Origin of the sequence: Streptomyces blastmyceticus, assembly GCF_039521185.1 — a bacterium.
Taxonomy (GTDB): Bacteria; Actinomycetota; Actinomycetes; order Streptomycetales; family Streptomycetaceae; genus Streptomyces; species Streptomyces blastmyceticus.
Genome location: NZ_BAAABW010000005.1, coordinates 41605 through 57192, shown reverse-complemented (window position 1 = coordinate 57192; position 15588 = coordinate 41605). Strand labels below are relative to the sequence as shown.

Here is a 15588-nt window from a genome sequence, read left to right as displayed (position 1 = left end):
GGGCTTGCGTTCTGCTCAGCGGGCCGTCCAGGCGTAGCGGTGTTCCGGGCGGCCGGTCTCGCCGTATTTGAGGGTGAGGCGGAGTCTGCCGGACTCCTCCAGGCGCTTGAGGTAGCGCTGTGCGGTGGAGCGGCTCAGGCCCGCGCGGTCGGCGACCTCGTGGGCCGACAGGGGCCGCACCGCGTCCGAGAGCACCCGGCGGATCAGTTCGGCGGTAGGCGCGGAGTGCCCCTTCGGCAGGGGGACGCTGGTGGCGGCGGTGCGCAGGGTGCCGAAGATGCGGTCGACCTGGTCCTGGCCCGCCTCGTCCGCGTCGTCGAGGGTCCGGCGCAGCTGCGCGTACGCCTCCAGCTTCACCCGGAGCCCGGGGAAGGTGAAGGGCTTGACGAGGTACTGCAGGGCGCCGAAGCGCATTGCCGCCTGGACCGTCGCGACGTCCCGGGAGGCCGTCACCATGATCACGTCGGTGAGGTGGCCGCGCTGGCGCATCCGGCGCACCAGGGAGAGCCCCGTCTCGTCGGGCAGGAAGTGGTCCAGGAGCATCAGGTCGATGCCGCCCCGTTCGAGCACGGCCATGGCCTGGGCCGCGGTGTGGGCCTTGGCGCCGACGTGGAAGCCGGGTACGCGCGCGACATACGCGGCGTTGATCTCGGCGACGCGGAAGTCGTCGTCCACCACCAGGACTTCGATCATTTACTTCACCCCTTCGAGTGAGCGCACTGCTTCGGGCAACTCCACGGTGAACACCGCGCCGCCGCCGTCCCGTTCACTTGCCCGAGCCGAGCCCCCATAGCGTTCGGCCAGTCTTCTGACGAGGGAGAGTCCGAGCCCGCGGCGGCGGTGCGGGGGCGATTGTTTGGTGGACCAGCCGTCGGCGAAGACGCGTTCGCGGTCGGCGGCGGGCACCCCGGGCCCGTTGTCGGCGACGTGCACGACCAGGGCGGCTCCCACTGTCCGCAGCTCCACTTCCACGAACGGTTCGCCGCCGGTCCGGCCCGCGGCCGCGTCCAGCGCGTTGTCCACGAGATTGCCGAGGACGGTGACCAGGTCGCGGGGGTCGACCACCCGGTCGGGCAGCCGGGTCCGAGGGCTCACCCGCAGCGCCACGCCCCGCTCCGCCGCCACCGCGCTCTTGCCCACCAGCAGCGCGCCGACCAGCGGATCGTGCACCCGCTCGGCGACCTGCTCGGCCGTGGCCCGGTGCGCGCCCGTCACCTCCGCCAGGAACTCGGCGGCCTCCTCGTACAGCCCCAGCTCCAGCAGCCCGATCAGGGTGTGCAGCCGGTTGGCGTGCTCGTGGTCCTGGGCGCGCAGCGCGTCGGTCAGGCCGCGGGTGCCGTCGAGCTCCCGGCGCAGCTGCTCCAGTTCGGTGCGGTCGCGCAGGGTCGCCACGGTGCCCCCGTCGGCGGTGTCCATCCGGTTGGCGACCAGGACCCGCCCGTCCCGGACGGTGAGCAGGTCCGTGCCCGTCACCCGCCCCGCCAGCACATCCGTGGTCCGGCCGGGCGGCAGGACGCTGTCGAGCGGCTGCCCGGTGGCGTCCGGTCCGAGCCCGAGCAGCCGCTGGGCCTCGTCGTTGACGAGCCGTACGCGGCCCCGCCGGTCCAGGGCGACGACGCCCTCGCGGATGCCGTGCAGCATGGCCTCGCGCTCGTCCAGCAGGGCGGAGATCTCGGTGAGTTCGATGCCGCGGGTGCGCTTGCGCAGCCGCCGGGAGACAGCGAGCGCCGCCAGCGCCCCGGCCCCGAGGGCGGCACCGGCGTACAGCAGGATGCCCGGCACCGCGTGCACCAGCAGCGCGTGCACATTGTCGTAGGCGATGCCGACGGAGACGGCACCGACGACGGCGCCCTCGGCGTCGCGCAGCGGCACCTTGCCGCGTGCCGAGCGGCCGAGCGTGCCCTGGGCGATACCCTTCCACTCCTGTCCGCTCAGGGCCGTGCCGGGGTCGCTGCTCACCTGCTCGCCGATCCGCGCGGGCGAGGGGTGGGAGTAGCGGGTGCCCCGGGCGTCGACGATCACCACATAGCTCGCGCCCGTGGCCAGCCGGATGCGTTCGGCGGCGGCCTGTACGGGCCCCTGGGGGGTGGGCCGTTCCGTCAGCAGCGCGTCGGCCATGGCGGGCTGGGCGGCGGTGGCCTGGGCGATGGCCAGCGCCCGCCGCTCGGCCTGGTCGTCCAGCTGGGCGCCGAGGGGCGCGAGGAAGAGCCCGGCGGCGAGCCCGGTGACACCGGTGATGATCAGCAGCTGGACGAGCAATACCTGGGCGAAGACGCGGCGGGGCCACCGGGGGCGCATAGGGGTCCCTTTCGTCTCGTGCCGAGGTGCCACCAGAACGTAGCCGGATCACGGCCCAATGGCCGGTTCCGTAGCGCTTTCGTTGTTCTACCGCGAGCAAAACGAGCAGAACAGGGTTCGTGCCCTCAACCCGCACAGCGCTCACAAGGCTGTCTCCGCGGGGCGCGCCGCCCTTACCGTCCAGCACCTGCCGCCCCGAGGGACCGCGGGGCGGACGAGCCGGGCACAGGAGGCACCACGATGAACAGCGGGACGCTCGACACTACGCACAGCGGCACCCCACCGGACCGGAATCCGGCCATCGAGCTCCGCGGCGCGAGCAAGGTGTTCCGTACCCCCTCGGGAGCGGAGCACACGGCCGTGCGCGATCTCGACCTGACCGTGGGGCGCGGTGAGTTCGTGGCCGTGGTGGGACCCACGGGCTGCGGGAAGTCGACCACCCTCACCCTGGTCAGCGGGCTGGAGGAGCCGACCGAGGGTGAGGTGCTCATCGGCGGCGACCCCGTGACCGGGATCCGGCCGGAGGTCGGGTTCGTCTTCCAGCAGGACGCGGTGTTCCCCTGGCGCACGGTCCTGTCCAATGTGATGGCCGGCCCGCGCTTCCGCGGCGTGCCGAAGGCCGAGGCGCGGGAGCGCGCCCTCGACTGGCTCGGCCGGGTGGGGCTCGCGGCCTTCGCCGACCGCTATCCGCATCAGCTCTCCGGCGGCATGCGCAAGCGCGTGGCACTCGCCCAGACCTTTGTCGGAGACCCCTCGATCCTGCTGATGGACGAGCCGTTCTCGGCGCTCGACGTGCAGACCCGCGCGCTGATGTCGGACGAACTCCTCGAACTGTGGGGCGGTGGGCGGCCCGGCGGAACGGCCGCGTCCGTCGTCTTCGTCACCCATGACCTGGAGGAGGCGATCGCGCTGGCCGACAAGGTGGTCGTGATGACGGCCGGTCCGGCCACCGTGAAGGAGGTCTTCCCCGTCCGGCTGCCCCGGCCGCGGAAGGTCGAATCCATCCGTCTGGAGGCGGAGTTCGTCGAGATCTACCGCGAGATCTGGTCGTCGCTCGGCGAAGAGGTCCGCATCACCCGGGAGAGGGGTGCCGACCGTGTCGCATGAGTCGATTCCGTCCGGTTCCGCCGTCGCACCGGTGGCCGCGCCCAAGCGTGCCACGGGCCGTACGGAAGCGCGGGCCAGGGCCGCCCGGCACCGGAAGCTGCTGGTCCTCGCGGTACGGGTGCTGCTGCTCGCCGTGGTGCTCGCGGCCTGGGAGCTGATGGCCCGCCACAAGATCATCGATCCCTTCAACTTCTCGATGCCGTCGAAGATCTGGGACCAGATCGTGCAGTGGACGGCGCACGGCACCGCGCAGGGCTCGCTGGGCGAGCAGATCTGGTACACGCTCTACGAGGCCCTGTTCGGCTGGATCATCGGGGTGACCGGCGGGGTGGCCCTCGGCATCGCGCTCGGCCGGGTGCGCTTCCTGGCCGACGTCCTCGGCCCGTACATCAAGATCCTCAACGCGCTGCCGAGGATCGTCCTCGCGCCCATCTTCCTCATCTGGTTCGGCCTGGGGCCCGCGTCCAAGGTCGCCTCGGCCGTGGTGCTGGTCTTCTTCCCGGTCTTCTTCAACGCGTTCCAGGGGGCGCGGGAAGTGGACCGCAATCTGGTCGCCAACGCCCGCATCCTGGGCGCGAGCAACCGCCGGGTGACCCTTCAGGTCGTCGTGCCGTCCGCCACGTCCTGGATCTTCACCAGCCTGCACGTGAGCTTCGGCTTCGCGCTGATCGGGGCGATCGTCGGGGAGTACATCGGGGCGGAGAAGGGGATCGGGCTGCTCGTCTCCGTTTCTCAAGGGGCGCTCAACTCGGCGGGGGTGTATGCGGCGATGGTCGTCCTCGCCGTGGTCGCGCTGGTGGCGGAGGGGCTGCTGACGTTCGCGGAGCGGCGGCTGTTCCGCTGGAAGGCGGTCGATCCGGGGGCGGGTGGCTGAGGCCGCGCGCCCGGCCCGATCCGCACGGGCCGGGTCCTGCGCCTTCTCTCCCACCCCTCACGTAAGGAACAGCAGCCATGCGTTCGATCAGCAGCACCCGCCGCCTTCGTCTCGCGGCCGCCGCCGTGACCCTGGCCATCGCCCTCACCGGATGCGCCGACGAGGTGTCCGGAAACGGCGCGAACTCCGGTGGCGGCAAGACCTCGGGGGACACCGTGAAGATCATGGTCGGTGGCCTCGACAAGGTCATCTACCTGCCGGCGGTCCTCACCCAGCGGCTCGGCTTCTTCCAGGAGCAGGGTCTCGACGTCCGCCTTCTCACCGAACCCGCCGGAGTGCAGGCCACCACCGCCCTCGTCGCCGGCGAGGTCCAGGGCGTCGTCGGCTTCTACGACCACACGCTCGACCTCCAGGCGAAGGGCAAGCAGGTGGAGTCGGTGGTCCAACTCGCGCAGACCCCGGGCGAGGTGGAGGTTGTCTCCAAGAAGGCGGAGGACGGCCTGGCGTCACCCGCCGACTTCAAGGGCAAGAAGCTGGGCGTCACCGGACTCGGCTCGTCCACCGACTTCCTGACGAAGTATCTGGCCGTGCGGAACGGCGTGAAGGTCGGTGACTTCACCCCGGTCGCCGTCGGCGCGGGCCAGACCTTCGTCTCCGCACTCCAGCAGGGCTCCATCGACGGCGGGATGACCACCGACCCGACCGTGGCGCAGATCCTCGCGCAGGGCACCGGCAAGGTGCTCGTCGACCTGCGGACGCCCGAGGGCTCCCGGGCCGCGCTCGGCGGGCTCTACCCCGCGTCGAGCCTTTACATGAACACCTCGTGGGTGAACGGCCACAAGGAGACCGTGCACAAGCTCGCGGGCGCCTTCGTGAAGACCCTCGCGTGGATGGCCGCGCACAGCCCCGAGGAGATCGCCGCCAAGATGCCCGCCGACTACGCCAAGGGAGGAAAGGAACTCTACGTCCAGGCCGTCAGGAACACCCTGCCCATGTTCACACGGGACGGTGTGATGCCCGCCGACGGGCCGAAGACCGTGCACGACGTGCTCAAGGCGTTCAACCCCACGATACGGAACGCCGACATCGACCTGGAGAAGACCTATACGACGGAGTTCGTCAGGAAAGCGGGGTGACGGACACGACGTCCATGCGCGCCGGGGTGCCGGGCGTCCGGCCGCAGCTCTCCGGGCGGGGCGGCTCGGCGGCACCCTGCTCGACGAGGACCCGCCAGGCGCGGCCGTCGGTGTGGGTGACGGTCACGGACCAGTGCGCGGCCGCGCCGTCGACGGGCTCGGCGCGGGGCACGTCCAGGGCGTCGGCGCCGTCCTCGCCGGTGAGTTCGCGTACGGCCAGCTCGGCGGCCTGGCCGGGGCGTCCCCACGCCGAGCGGCCGCGGCACTGCTCGGTCACGATCCGGCCGTCGCGCACCGCTTCGAGCACGTCCTTGACGCCGTGCGCGGTGACCCGCCCGTACGCGTAGCCGTAGGGGAGGACGAAGAGGGTCGGCGCGAAGCGGTGGCCACCGATGTGGGTGACCTCCCAGGTCTCGATGCCGCCCGCGCTGACCAGTTCGGCGGCGAGCGGCCTGCCGAGCAGGGCGCAGCAGCGGTCGCGCTTGCCGTTGGTGCAGACGAACACCAGCGGGTCCCCGTCGTACGGCTCCCACAGCCCGCCGTGCTCGCCCGCGCCGAGCGCGGCGAGGTCCAGCGCCGCCAGCGCGGCCGGGTCGGCCGATTCGGTGGTGCGGATCCAGGAGCGGCCCGGCGCGGTGTGGGCGACGAACACCCGCTGCGTGGTGGGCCGGTGGCAGTCCGCGTGGCGGCCGGGGCGCCGGATCAGGGCGATCCGTACGCCGGTGCCCGCCGCGGCCGCCTCCAGCGCGTGGCCGACGGCGGGGTCGAGGTGGCTGGTGGCGAGCGCGTCGGCGCCCCAGGGGCCGGGCTGTTCGAGCAGCAGCCAGGTCCGGGCGGTGGCGGCGGTGCCTGCCAGCGGCTCGGAGAGTTGACGGGAGACGGTCGCGCACGTGCTCACGAAGGTTAGCCTAACCTGGGTTGCCGCAGGTTGTATGCGGGAGGCCCCGGCATCGGCCCACCATGCGTCCCCGCAAGCCCTGGACGCGCCTCACGGCAGCGGCTGCGGGGGCCTCGGCCCGCAATAGTGACCCGTCGGGCGGAGGCGCAGCGGGCGTTCCGCGTACTCCTCCAGGGCGTGCGCGATCCAGCCCGCCGTGCGCGCGACCGCGAAGACCGTCTCGCCCGCCTCGGGCGGCATGCCCGAGGAGACCGAAAGGACGGCCAGCGCGAGGTCCACGTTCGCGTGCAGGGACACATGGCGGGCCGTGGTGGCCTCGACCTCCCGGGCTGCCGCCAGGGCGCGTCCGGCACCCGGCACCGACTCCAGCCGGGCGAAGAGCGCGGTCGCCCTCGGGTCCGCCCCGGGGTAGAGGCGGTGGCCGAGGCCGGGTACGCGCCTGCCGTCCCGCAGGTGGTCCGCCACCACCGCGCCGGCGCTGCCGCGCTCCAGCACCTCCGTCAGCATCCGGTGGGCCAGGCCGCTCGCCGCGCCGTGCAGCGGCCCCTCCAGCGCGCCGAGCCCCGCCGAGACCACGGCGTACGGATGGGAGCGCGCGGACGCCGCGACCCGCGCCGCGAGCGTGGAGGCGGCGAGGTCGTGGTCGATCAGCAGGACGAGCGCGGCCTCCAGGGCGCGCAGCGACGCCTCGTCCGGGGCTCGTGACGTCAGCCGCGACCACAGGCGCGGCGCGAGCCGGTCGTCGGCGTCCGCCCGCGGACCGGCGGGCGGCAGGGCGTCGACCAGCGTCGGGATCAGGCCGCGGGCCGTGCCGAGCACGGTCGCCGGAGACAGGTCGAAGCGCAGCGGATCCGCGGTCGACGCCGCGATCGCGGCCACCCGCAGCCGGTCGGTGGGCCCGCTGTGGGCGGGCAGCGCGGCCACGGCGCGCCTCGCCGCGGCGAGCGTCTCCCCGGGCGCGGTGAAGCGGATGCCGCGCCGCAGCTCACCGGTCCACAGCCAGTCCGCCACCTCCTCGTACGCGTGGCGCTCGGCGAGCGCGGTCGCGTCGACGCCGCGGTAGAAGTACCGGTCCTTCTCGATGAGCGTGATGCCCGTACGGATCGCCGTCTCGCCGCCGAACGTCGGTTCCCGCCTGCCGCGCCGGGCGAGCGCGTCGACCTCCCGCGCGTCGAAGGTGCTGCCCCGGCCGCCGGGGCCGCGGCGGCTGGAGAGCTGGCCGCGGCTCACATACGCGTAGACCGTCTCGGGTTTGACGCCCAGCCGCTCGGCGACCTCACGGGTGGTCAGCCGCCCTCTGTCGTCGCCGCCCGCCACCGCGCCGTCCGTCACATGATCCGCCATGGGTCACACCGTAGCGGGCCGTACATATTGATTCAATCAATGTTGACAGCTGTTGAATCAAGGATGGACAGTCGTATCAAGATTCGAGGGAGCACCACTCGAGGGATCGAGGAGACATCGCAATGCCGATCACCGAGGTACCGCGCGGACTCGCGGGCGTCGTCGTCACCGACACCGCCCTGGGGGACGTCCGCGGCCGCGAGGGCTTTTACCACTACCGCCAGTTCTCCGCCGTGGAGCTCGCCGGGAGCCGCTCCTTCGAGGACGTCTGGCACCTGATGTTCCGGGGCGCCCTCCCCGACGCGGCACAGCGCGCCGCCTTCACCGCCGAGACCGCCGCCCTGCGCCGGCTCCCTGCGGACGTACGCGACGCCCTGCCCGCCATCGCCCGCTCCTGCGCCCCCGCCGGCCCGCTCGCCGGGCTGCGCACCGCGCTCTCGCTGCTCGGCGCCTCCGCCGGGCTGCGCCCGCTGTACGACACCGACGCCGCCCGGCGCGAGGCCGACGCCCTCGCCGCCTGCGCCGCCGTCCCCACCCTGCTCACCGCGCTCCACCGGCTCGGCCGGGGGCTCGCGCCCGTCGAGCCGCGCGACGACCTGTCGTACGCCGCCAACTACCTCTACATGCTCGACGGGCGCGAGCCCGAGCCCCGGCGGGCCCGCGCGATCGAGCGGTATCTGATCTCCACCGTCGACCACGGCTTCAACGCCTCGACGTTCACCGCCCGCGTCATCGCCTCCACCGGCGCCGACCTCGTCGCCTGCCTCGGGGGCGCCGTCGGAGCCCTGTCGGGACCGCTGCACGGCGGCGCGCCCAGCCGCGCCCTGGACACCCTGGACGCCATCGGCACCCCCGACCGCATCGACCCCTGGATCCGGGAACGCGTCCTGGCCGGCGACCGCATCATGGGCTTCGGGCACCCCGTCTACCGCACCGAGGACCCGCGCTCACGGATGCTGCGCACCATCGCGCAGGACTTCGGCGGCCCCCTGGTGGACCTCGCGGTCGAGGTCGAGGGAAAGGTCGAGGCGATCCTCGCCGAGCTCAAGCCGGGGCGCGAGCTGCACACCAACGTGGAGTTCTACGCGGGCGTCGTCATGGAGCTGTGCGGGCTGCCGAGGGAGATGTTCACGCCCACGTTCTGTGCGGCCCGCGTGATCGGCTGGAGCGCCAATATCCTGGAGCAGGCGGAGGACTCGAAGATCATCCGCCCGGCGGCCCGCTATGTCGGCCCGCCCCCGCCGCAGCCGGTCCCCGCTGCGCCCGACCTGTGACGGAGGCTGCCCCTTGGCGAAACGACAGATACCGGTCATCGTGCTGGCGGGCTTCCTGGGGTCCGGCAAGACCACCCTGCTCAACCACCTGCTCGGGCACAGCGGGGGCAGCCGGATCGGCGTGGTCGTCAACGACTTCGGCAGCATCGAGATCGACGCGATGAGCGTCGCGGGACAGGTCGACTCCATGGTCTCCCTGGGCAACGGCTGCCTGTGCTGCGCCGTCGACACCAGCGAGCTCGACGGATTCCTCGACAAGCTCGCCCGGCCGGCCGCCCGGATCGACGTCATCGTCATCGAGGCCAGCGGACTGGCCGAACCGCAAGAGCTCATCCGCATGATCCTCGCCAGCGACAACGAGAGCATCGTCTACGGCGGCCTGGTCGAGGTCGTGGACGCCGCCGAGTTCGCCCGCACGCGCGACCGGCACCCGGAGATCGACCGCCACCTGGCCATCGCCGACCTCGTCGTCCTCAACAAGGCGGACCGGGTGGGGGAGGAGGACCGCCGGGCCGTCCTCGACGAGCTAGCCCGTCTCGCGCCCGGCAGGCCCGTCCTGGAGGCGGTCCACGGGCGGGTCGACCCCGAGCTCCTCTTCGACCGCAAGCCCCGGGAGCAGGAGACCCCGGGCGCGGTACGCCAGCTGTCCTTCGAGGACCTCGTGCGGGATGAGGCAGAGCACGGCCACGGCTGCGGGACGCACGACTGCGGCGGGGACTGCGCGGGGGGCAGCCCCGGCCACCGTCATCTGCACGCCGCGTACGACAGCGTCGCCTTCACCGCCGCGGAACCGATGGACCCGCGGCGGCTGATGGACTTCCTCGACAACCGGCCGGAGGGGCTGTACCGCATCAAGGGCTTCGTCCACTTCGGGGCGGACGGGCACCGGCGGACGCGGTACGCGGTGCACGCGGTCGGCGACTTCCTGCGCTTCTACGCCGCCCCATGGGGACGGGCGGAGGAGCGGCTCACCCAACTGGTGCTGATCGGCACGGGAATCGACGCGGACGCCCTGCGGACGGCGCTGGAGGGGTGCCGCCGCGTCGAGCCGCGGGACGCGGACGAGAACGCGATGTGGGGAGTCCTGCGCTACGCACAGGGGTGACATCCGTCGGAGGGCGCGCCTCTGCGAGGCGCGCCCTCCGACGCTGCGGTCCCTACACCGGGCCCGCCACCACCGCCACCGGCTTCGTCAGCGGCGTGCCCGAGCCGTCGCGGCGGGGATCGGGCTCCGGGAGGTCGGCCGGGGTGCCGTTGGCCGCGGCCGCACGGGCCGGGGACGGGCCCGCCCACGCCATGACGAGGCAGTCCTCGCCCTTGAGGAAGCGCTGGCAGCGCACGCCGCCCGTCGCCCGGCCCTTGCGCGGATACTGGTCGAACGGCGTCAGCTTCGCCGTCGTCTCCGAAGCGCCCAGCAGCGTGCCGGCCGCACCGGCCACCGTGAACACCGCCGCGTCCACCGCCGGATCGATCGCGGTGAAGGAGATCACCTTCGCCCCCGACGCCAGCTTGATGCCCGCCATGCCGCCCGCCGGACGGCCCTGCGGACGCACCTGCCCCGCCGGATAGCGCAGCAGCTGCGCGTCGTCCGTGATGAAGACCAGGTCCTCCTCGCCCGTACGGAGCTCGACCGCACCGACGATGCGGTCACCGTCCTTGAGGGTGATGACCTCCAGCTCCTCCTTGTTCGCCGGATAGTCCGGGACCACGCGCTTGACGACGCCCTGCTCCGTGCCGATCGCGAGGCCCGGCGAGGACTCGTCCAAGGTGGTGAGACACACCACCTGTTCGCCGTCCTCCAGCGTCAGGAACTCCGCGACCGGGGCCCCGCCCGACAGGCTGGGTGCCGCCGCCGTCTCCGGCAGCTGCGGCAGGTCGATCACCGCCAGGCGCAGCAGCCGGCCCGTGGAGGTCACGGCGCCCACGTCCGCGCGGGCCGTCGCCGGGACCGCCGAGACGATCACATCGTGCTTGACGCGCTTGGCGGCCCGCTCGCCACCGTCGTCGGGGAACGGCTCACCGCCCGCCGTACGGGCCAGCAGCCCGGTGGAGGAGAGCAGCACCCGGCACGGGTCGTCCGCGACCTCCAAGGGCACGGCCGACGCCGGGGAGCCCGCCGACTCCAGCAGGACCGTCCGCCGGTCGGTGCCGAACTTCTTCGCCACGTCGGCCAGTTCGTTGGACACCAGCTTGCGCAGCTCTGCGTCGGAGTCGAGGATCGCGGTCAGCTTCGCGATCTCCTCGTTCAGCCGGTCGCGCTCCGACTCCAGCTCGATCCGGTCGAACTTCGTCAGGCGGCGCAGCGGGGTGTCGAGGATGTACTGCGTCTGGATCTCGGAGAGCGAGAAGCGCGCGATCAGGCCCTCCTTGGCCTGCACGGCATTCTCACTCGATCGGATGATTCTGATGACCTCGTCGATGTCGAGGAGCGCCACCAGCAGGCCCTCGACCAGGTGCAGCCGGTTCCGCCGCTTGGTGCGCCGGAACTCGCTGCGCCGCCGCACCACCTCGAAGCGGTGGTCGACATAGACCTCCAGCAGCTCCTTGAGACCCAGCGTCAGGGGCTGCCCGTCCACCAGCGCGACGTTGTTGATGCCGAAGGACTCCTCCATCGGCGTCAGCTTGTAGAGCTGCTCCAGCACGGCCTCGGGGTTGAAGCCGTTCTTGATCTCGATGACGAGACGCAGGCCGTGGGAGCGGTCCGTGAGGTCCTTGACGTCGGCGATGCCCTGGATCTTCTTGGCGCCGACCAGGTCCTTGATCTTGGAGATCACCTTCTCCGGGCCGACGGTGTAGGGCAGCTCGGTGACGACGAGGCCCTTGCGACGGGCCGTCACGTTCTCCACGGCGACCGTGGCACGGATCTTGAAGGTGCCGCGGCCCGTCTCATAGGCGTCGCGGACGCCGTTCAGCCCCACGATCCGGCCGCCCGTGGGCAGGTCGGGGCCGGGGACGAACCGCATCAGGGTGTCGAGGTCGGCACCCGGGTGCTTGATCAGGTGGCGGGCGGCGGCCACGACCTCGCCGAGGTTGTGCGGCGGCATGTTCGTCGCCATGCCGACCGCGATCCCGGAGGCGCCGTTGACCAGGAGGTTCGGATAGGCGGCGGGGAGCGCGACCGGCTCCTGCTCGCTGCCGTCGTAGTTCGGCGCGAAGTCGACGGTGTCCTCGTCGATCGACTCCGTCATCAGCGACGTCGTCGCCGCCATCCGCGCCTCGGTGTAGCGCATCGCCGCGGGCGGGTCGTCATTGCCCAGCGAACCGAAGTTGCCGTGCCCGTCGACCAGCGGCACGCGCATCGAGAAGGGCTGGGCCATGCGCACCAGGGCGTCGTAGATGGACGCGTCACCGTGCGGGTGGAGCTTGCCCATCACCTCGCCGACGACGCGTGCGCACTTCACATAGGAACGCTCCGGACGCAGGCCCATCTCGTTCATCTGGAAGAGGATGCGGCGCTGGACGGGCTTGAGACCGTCCCGGGCGTCGGGCAGGGCGCGCGAGTAGATGACCGAGTAGGCGTACTCGAGGAAGGAGCCCTGCATCTCGTCGACGACGTCGATGTCGAGGATGCGCTCCTCGAAGTCGTCCGGCGGCGGGGTCTTCGTGCTGCGGCGGGCCATCGCGGCTGCTGCTCCTTCGATCGATTGCCGAGGCGGGATGCTGACGCCGACCATTGTGGACCGCCCCACCGACAACGTTGACAACCGACCCGTCCGTAAGAGCGCACCGCACCGGGAACTTCGCCAGATGTCAGCGCGCTTGCATACAGTGACAGGACTGTTCATCACGCGAGTCGTCGCGAACCATCGCGCGCCTCCACGCGGGATTTCACGCGATCGAAGGGACGTACATGCCCATGGGTCACACGGCCACGCAACAGGCCGGTTCCAGCGGCCTGACAGCGACCGAGCACCGCCTGGCCAATGGCCTGCGGGTGGTGCTCTCCGAAGACCACCTGACCCCGGTCGCCGCCGTCTGCCTCTGGTACGACGTCGGCTCGCGCCACGAGGTCAAGGGCCGCACCGGCCTCGCCCATCTCTTCGAGCACCTTATGTTCCAGGGCTCGGCCCAGGTCAAGGGCAACGGCCATTTCGAACTGGTGCAGGGCGCCGGCGGTTCGCTCAACGGCACCACCAGCTTCGAGCGGACCAACTATTTCGAGACCATGCCGGCCCACCAGCTGGAGCTGGCCCTGTGGCTGGAAGCCGACCGCATGGGCTCGCTGCTCACCGCGCTCGACGACGAGTCCATGGAGAACCAGCGGGACGTCGTCAAGAACGAGCGCCGCCAGCGGTACGACAACGTCCCCTACGGCACCGCCTTCGAGAAGCTGACCGCCATGGTCTTCCCCGACGGCCACCCGTACCACCACACCCCCATCGGCTCCATGGCCGACCTGGACGCCGCGTCCCTGGAGGACGCCCGCGCCTTCTTCAGCACGTACTACGCGCCGGGCAACGCCGTCCTGTCCGTCGTGGGCGACATCGACCCGGAGCAGACCCTCGCCTGGGTCGAGAAGTACTTCGGCTCCATCCCCGCGCACGACGCCAAGCAGCCGCCGCGCGACGGCGCCCTGCCCGACACCATCGGCGAGGAGCTGCGCGAGGTCGTGCGCGAGGAGGTGCCCGCGCGCGCCCTGATGGCCGCCTACCGCCTCCCGCACGACGGCACCCGTGACGCCGACGCCGCCGACCTCGCGCTGACCGTCCTCGGCAGCGGCGAGTCCTCCCGGCTCTACAACCGCCTGGTCCGCCACGACCGCAGCGCCGTCGCCGTGGGCTTCGGCATGCTGCGGCTCGCCGGCGCGCCCTCGCTCGGCTGGCTGGACGTCAAGGCGTCCGGCGGCGTCGAGGTGGCCGACATCGAGGCCGCCGTCGACGACGAGCTGGCCCGCTTCGCCGCCGAGGGGCCGACCCCGGAGGAGATGGAGCGCGCCCAGGCGCAGCTGGAGCGCGAGTGGCTGGACCGCCTCGCCACGGTCAGCGGCCGGGCCGACGAACTGTGCCGCTTCGCCGTGCTGTTCGGCGACCCGCAGCTCGCCCTCACCGCGGTGGAGCGCGCCCTCGACATCACCCCGGAGGAGGTGCAGCGCGCCGCCAAGGCCAGGCTGCACCCCGACAACCGCGGGGTGCTGGTCTACGAGCCCACCGCCCCCGCCGACGAGAACGCCGCGCACGACCTGAACGACGAGGAGACGGCCCAGTGAGCGACGCCGTGGCCACCGGCACCATGACCTTCCACCCGCGGCCGCGGGCCGGCGAGGCGACCCCCTGGGCCTTCCCGGCCCCCGAGCGCGGCACCCTGCCCAACGGCCTCACCGTGCTGCGCTGCCACCGCCCCGGCCAGCAGATCGTGGCCGTCGAGGTCAACCTCCTGGCGCCCCTGGACGCCGAGCCGGAGGGCCTCGACGGGGTCGCCACCATCATGGCGCGCGCCCTGTCGGAGGGCACCGACAAGCACACCGCGGAGGAGTTCACCGCCGAGCTGGAGCGCTGCGGCGCCACCCTCGACGCCCACGCCGACCACCCGGGCGTCAGGGTCTCCCTGGAGGTGCCGGCCTCCCGCCTCGGCAAGGCCCTCGCCCTGCTCGCGGACGCCCTGCGCGCCCCCGCGTTCCCCGACGGCGAGATCGAGCGGCTGGTGCGCAACCGCCTGGACGAGATCCCGCACGAGCTGGCCAACCCCTCGCGCCGTGCCGCCATGGCGCTCTCGAAGAACCTCTTCCCGGCCGACGCGCGCATGTCGCGCCCCCGCCAGGGCACCGAGGAGACCGTCGAGCGCATCGACGCCGCCGCCGTGCGCGCCTTCTACGAGGCACACGTGCGGCCCGCCACCACGACCGTCGTGGTCGTCGGCGACTTCACCGGCGTCGACCTCGAAGCGGTGCTCGCGGACTCCCTGGGCGCCTGGACCGGCTCCGCCGCCGAGCCCCGCCCCGTGCCGCCGATCACCGCGGACGACACCGGCCGCGTGGTCATCGTGGACCGCCCCGGCGCCGTCCAGACGCAGCTGCTGATCGGCCGGATCGGCGCCGACCGGCACGACCGCGTCTGGCCCGCCCAGGTGCTCGGCACCTACTGCCTCGGCGGCACCCTGACCTCCCGTCTGGACCGCGTCCTGCGCGAGGAGAAGGGCTACACCTACGGCGTACGGTCCTTCGGCCAGGTGCTGCGCTCCGCACCGGAGGGCACCGGCGCGGCCATGCTCGCCATCAGCGGCTCGGTCGACACGGCCTCCACCGGCCCCGCCCTGGAAGACCTGTGGACGGTGCTGCGCACCCTCGCCGCCGAGGGCCTGACCGACGCCGAGCGGGACGCCGCCGTGCAGAACCTCGTCGGTGTCGCGCCGCTGAAGTACGAGACCTCGGCCGCCGTCGCGGGCACGCTCGCCGACCAGGTCGAGCAGTACCTGCCGGACGACTTCCAGGCGCGGCTGTACGAGCGCATGGCGCAGACCGGCACCGTGGAGGCGACGGCCGCCGTCGTCAACGCCTTCCCGGTCGACCGGCTCGTGACCGTCCTCGTCGGTGACGCCGCGGCGATCGAGGAGCCCGTCAAGGCGCTCGGGATCGGCGAGGTCACCGTCGTCAGCGGCTGACGCCCGAGGGCGACCGACGCCCGCCGGCAGAGGTCTGACGCCGAGTGACATCGGCCACCA

The 15588-nt window shown here is 72.4% G+C and carries 12 protein-coding genes; 7 read left to right on the top strand and 5 right to left on the bottom strand.

Going from position 1 to position 15588, the window contains the following annotated elements:
• Window positions 1-15: 15 nt before the first annotated feature.
• Together ABD269_RS05535 and ABD269_RS05530 are read right to left on the bottom strand one after the other, a co-directional pair.
• Window positions 16-693, bottom strand: a complete 678-nt coding sequence (locus tag ABD269_RS05535) for a response regulator (protein ID WP_301891861.1) — start codon at window positions 691-693, stop codon at window positions 16-18.
• Window positions 694-2298: a sensor histidine kinase gene (locus ABD269_RS05530; RefSeq protein WP_301891860.1), complete on the bottom strand. Its 1605-nt coding sequence runs from the start codon at window positions 2296-2298 to the stop codon at window positions 694-696.
• Window positions 2299-2538: 240 nt separating this feature from the next.
• Between ABD269_RS05530 and ABD269_RS05525 the strand changes: the two genes are divergently transcribed.
• From ABD269_RS05525 to ABD269_RS05515, 3 genes are all read left to right on the top strand, one after another.
• Window positions 2539-3405: an ABC transporter ATP-binding protein gene (locus ABD269_RS05525; protein ID WP_344116623.1), complete on the top strand. Its 867-nt coding sequence runs from the start codon at window positions 2539-2541 to the stop codon at window positions 3403-3405.
• A 4-nt stretch (window positions 3406-3409) separates the two neighbouring features.
• On the top strand, window positions 3410-4279 hold the full coding sequence (locus tag ABD269_RS05520) for an ABC transporter permease (protein WP_344116726.1): 870 nt from the start codon (window positions 3410-3412) through the stop codon (window positions 4277-4279).
• Window positions 4280-4356: 77 nt separating this feature from the next.
• On the top strand, window positions 4357-5415 hold the full coding sequence (locus ABD269_RS05515; protein WP_344116621.1) for an ABC transporter substrate-binding protein: 1059 nt from the start codon (window positions 4357-4359) through the stop codon (window positions 5413-5415).
• Here ABD269_RS05515 and ABD269_RS05510 read toward each other — a convergent pair.
• Together ABD269_RS05510 and ABD269_RS05505 are read right to left on the bottom strand one after the other, a co-directional pair.
• Window positions 5399-6313: a ferredoxin family protein gene (locus ABD269_RS05510; RefSeq protein WP_301891857.1), complete on the bottom strand. Its 915-nt coding sequence runs from the start codon at window positions 6311-6313 to the stop codon at window positions 5399-5401. The genes ABD269_RS05515 and ABD269_RS05510 overlap by 17 nt on opposite strands.
• A gap of 90 nt (window positions 6314-6403) precedes the next feature.
• Window positions 6404-7657, bottom strand: coding sequence for a citrate/2-methylcitrate synthase (locus ABD269_RS05505; protein WP_344116617.1), 1254 nt, complete (start codon window positions 7655-7657; stop codon window positions 6404-6406).
• A 122-nt stretch (window positions 7658-7779) separates the two neighbouring features.
• On the opposite strand from ABD269_RS05505, the gene ABD269_RS05500 reads away from it, so the two are divergent.
• A complete protein-coding gene (locus ABD269_RS05500) occupies window positions 7780-8931 on the top strand; it encodes a citrate synthase/methylcitrate synthase (RefSeq protein WP_344116615.1) in 1152 nt (383 codons plus the stop codon).
• 13 nt (window positions 8932-8944) lie between these two features.
• Window positions 8945-10036: a CobW family GTP-binding protein gene (locus ABD269_RS05495; RefSeq protein ID WP_344116613.1), complete on the top strand. Its 1092-nt coding sequence runs from the start codon at window positions 8945-8947 to the stop codon at window positions 10034-10036.
• Window positions 10037-10088: 52 nt separating this feature from the next.
• On the opposite strand, the gene ABD269_RS05490 is transcribed toward ABD269_RS05495, so the two are convergent.
• Window positions 10089-12551 (bottom strand): DNA gyrase/topoisomerase IV subunit A, encoded by a 2463-nt coding sequence (locus tag ABD269_RS05490; protein ID WP_344116611.1) that lies wholly within the window; start codon window positions 12549-12551, stop codon window positions 10089-10091.
• Between the two features lie 236 nt (window positions 12552-12787).
• On the opposite strand from ABD269_RS05490, the gene ABD269_RS05485 reads away from it, so the two are divergent.
• Together ABD269_RS05485 and ABD269_RS05480 are read left to right on the top strand one after the other, a co-directional pair.
• The gene (locus ABD269_RS05485; protein ID WP_344116724.1) at window positions 12788-14137 is read left to right on the top strand and encodes a M16 family metallopeptidase; all 1350 of its coding nucleotides are present in this window, start codon (window positions 12788-12790) and stop codon (window positions 14135-14137) included.
• 23 nt (window positions 14138-14160) lie between these two features.
• Window positions 14161-15528, top strand: a complete 1368-nt coding sequence (locus ABD269_RS05480; RefSeq protein WP_344116722.1) for a M16 family metallopeptidase — start codon at window positions 14161-14163, stop codon at window positions 15526-15528.
• Window positions 15529-15588 lie beyond the last annotated feature (60 nt).

Bases quoted from the DNA above. Each gene is read 5' to 3' on its own strand.
- ABD269_RS05535 (WP_301891861.1), bottom strand. From the start codon at position 693: ATGATCGAAGTCCTGGTGGTGGACGACGACTTCCGCGTCGCCGAGATC.
- ABD269_RS05530 (WP_301891860.1), bottom strand. From the start codon at position 2,298: ATGCGCCCCCGGTGGCCCCGCCGCGTCTTCGCCCAGGTATTGCTCGTC.
- ABD269_RS05525 (WP_344116623.1), top strand. From the start codon at position 2,539: ATGAACAGCGGGACGCTCGACACTACGCACAGCGGCACCCCACCGGAC.
- ABD269_RS05515 (WP_344116621.1), top strand. From the start codon at position 4,357: ATGCGTTCGATCAGCAGCACCCGCCGCCTTCGTCTCGCGGCCGCCGCC.
- ABD269_RS05505 (WP_344116617.1), bottom strand. From the start codon at position 7,657: ATGGCGGATCATGTGACGGACGGCGCGGTGGCGGGCGGCGACGACAGA.
- ABD269_RS05500 (WP_344116615.1), top strand. From the start codon at position 7,780: ATGCCGATCACCGAGGTACCGCGCGGACTCGCGGGCGTCGTCGTCACC.
- ABD269_RS05490 (WP_344116611.1), bottom strand. From the start codon at position 12,551: ATGGCCCGCCGCAGCACGAAGACCCCGCCGCCGGACGACTTCGAGGAG.
- ABD269_RS05485 (WP_344116724.1), top strand. From the start codon at position 12,788: ATGGGTCACACGGCCACGCAACAGGCCGGTTCCAGCGGCCTGACAGCG.
- ABD269_RS05480 (WP_344116722.1), top strand. From the start codon at position 14,161: ATGACCTTCCACCCGCGGCCGCGGGCCGGCGAGGCGACCCCCTGGGCC.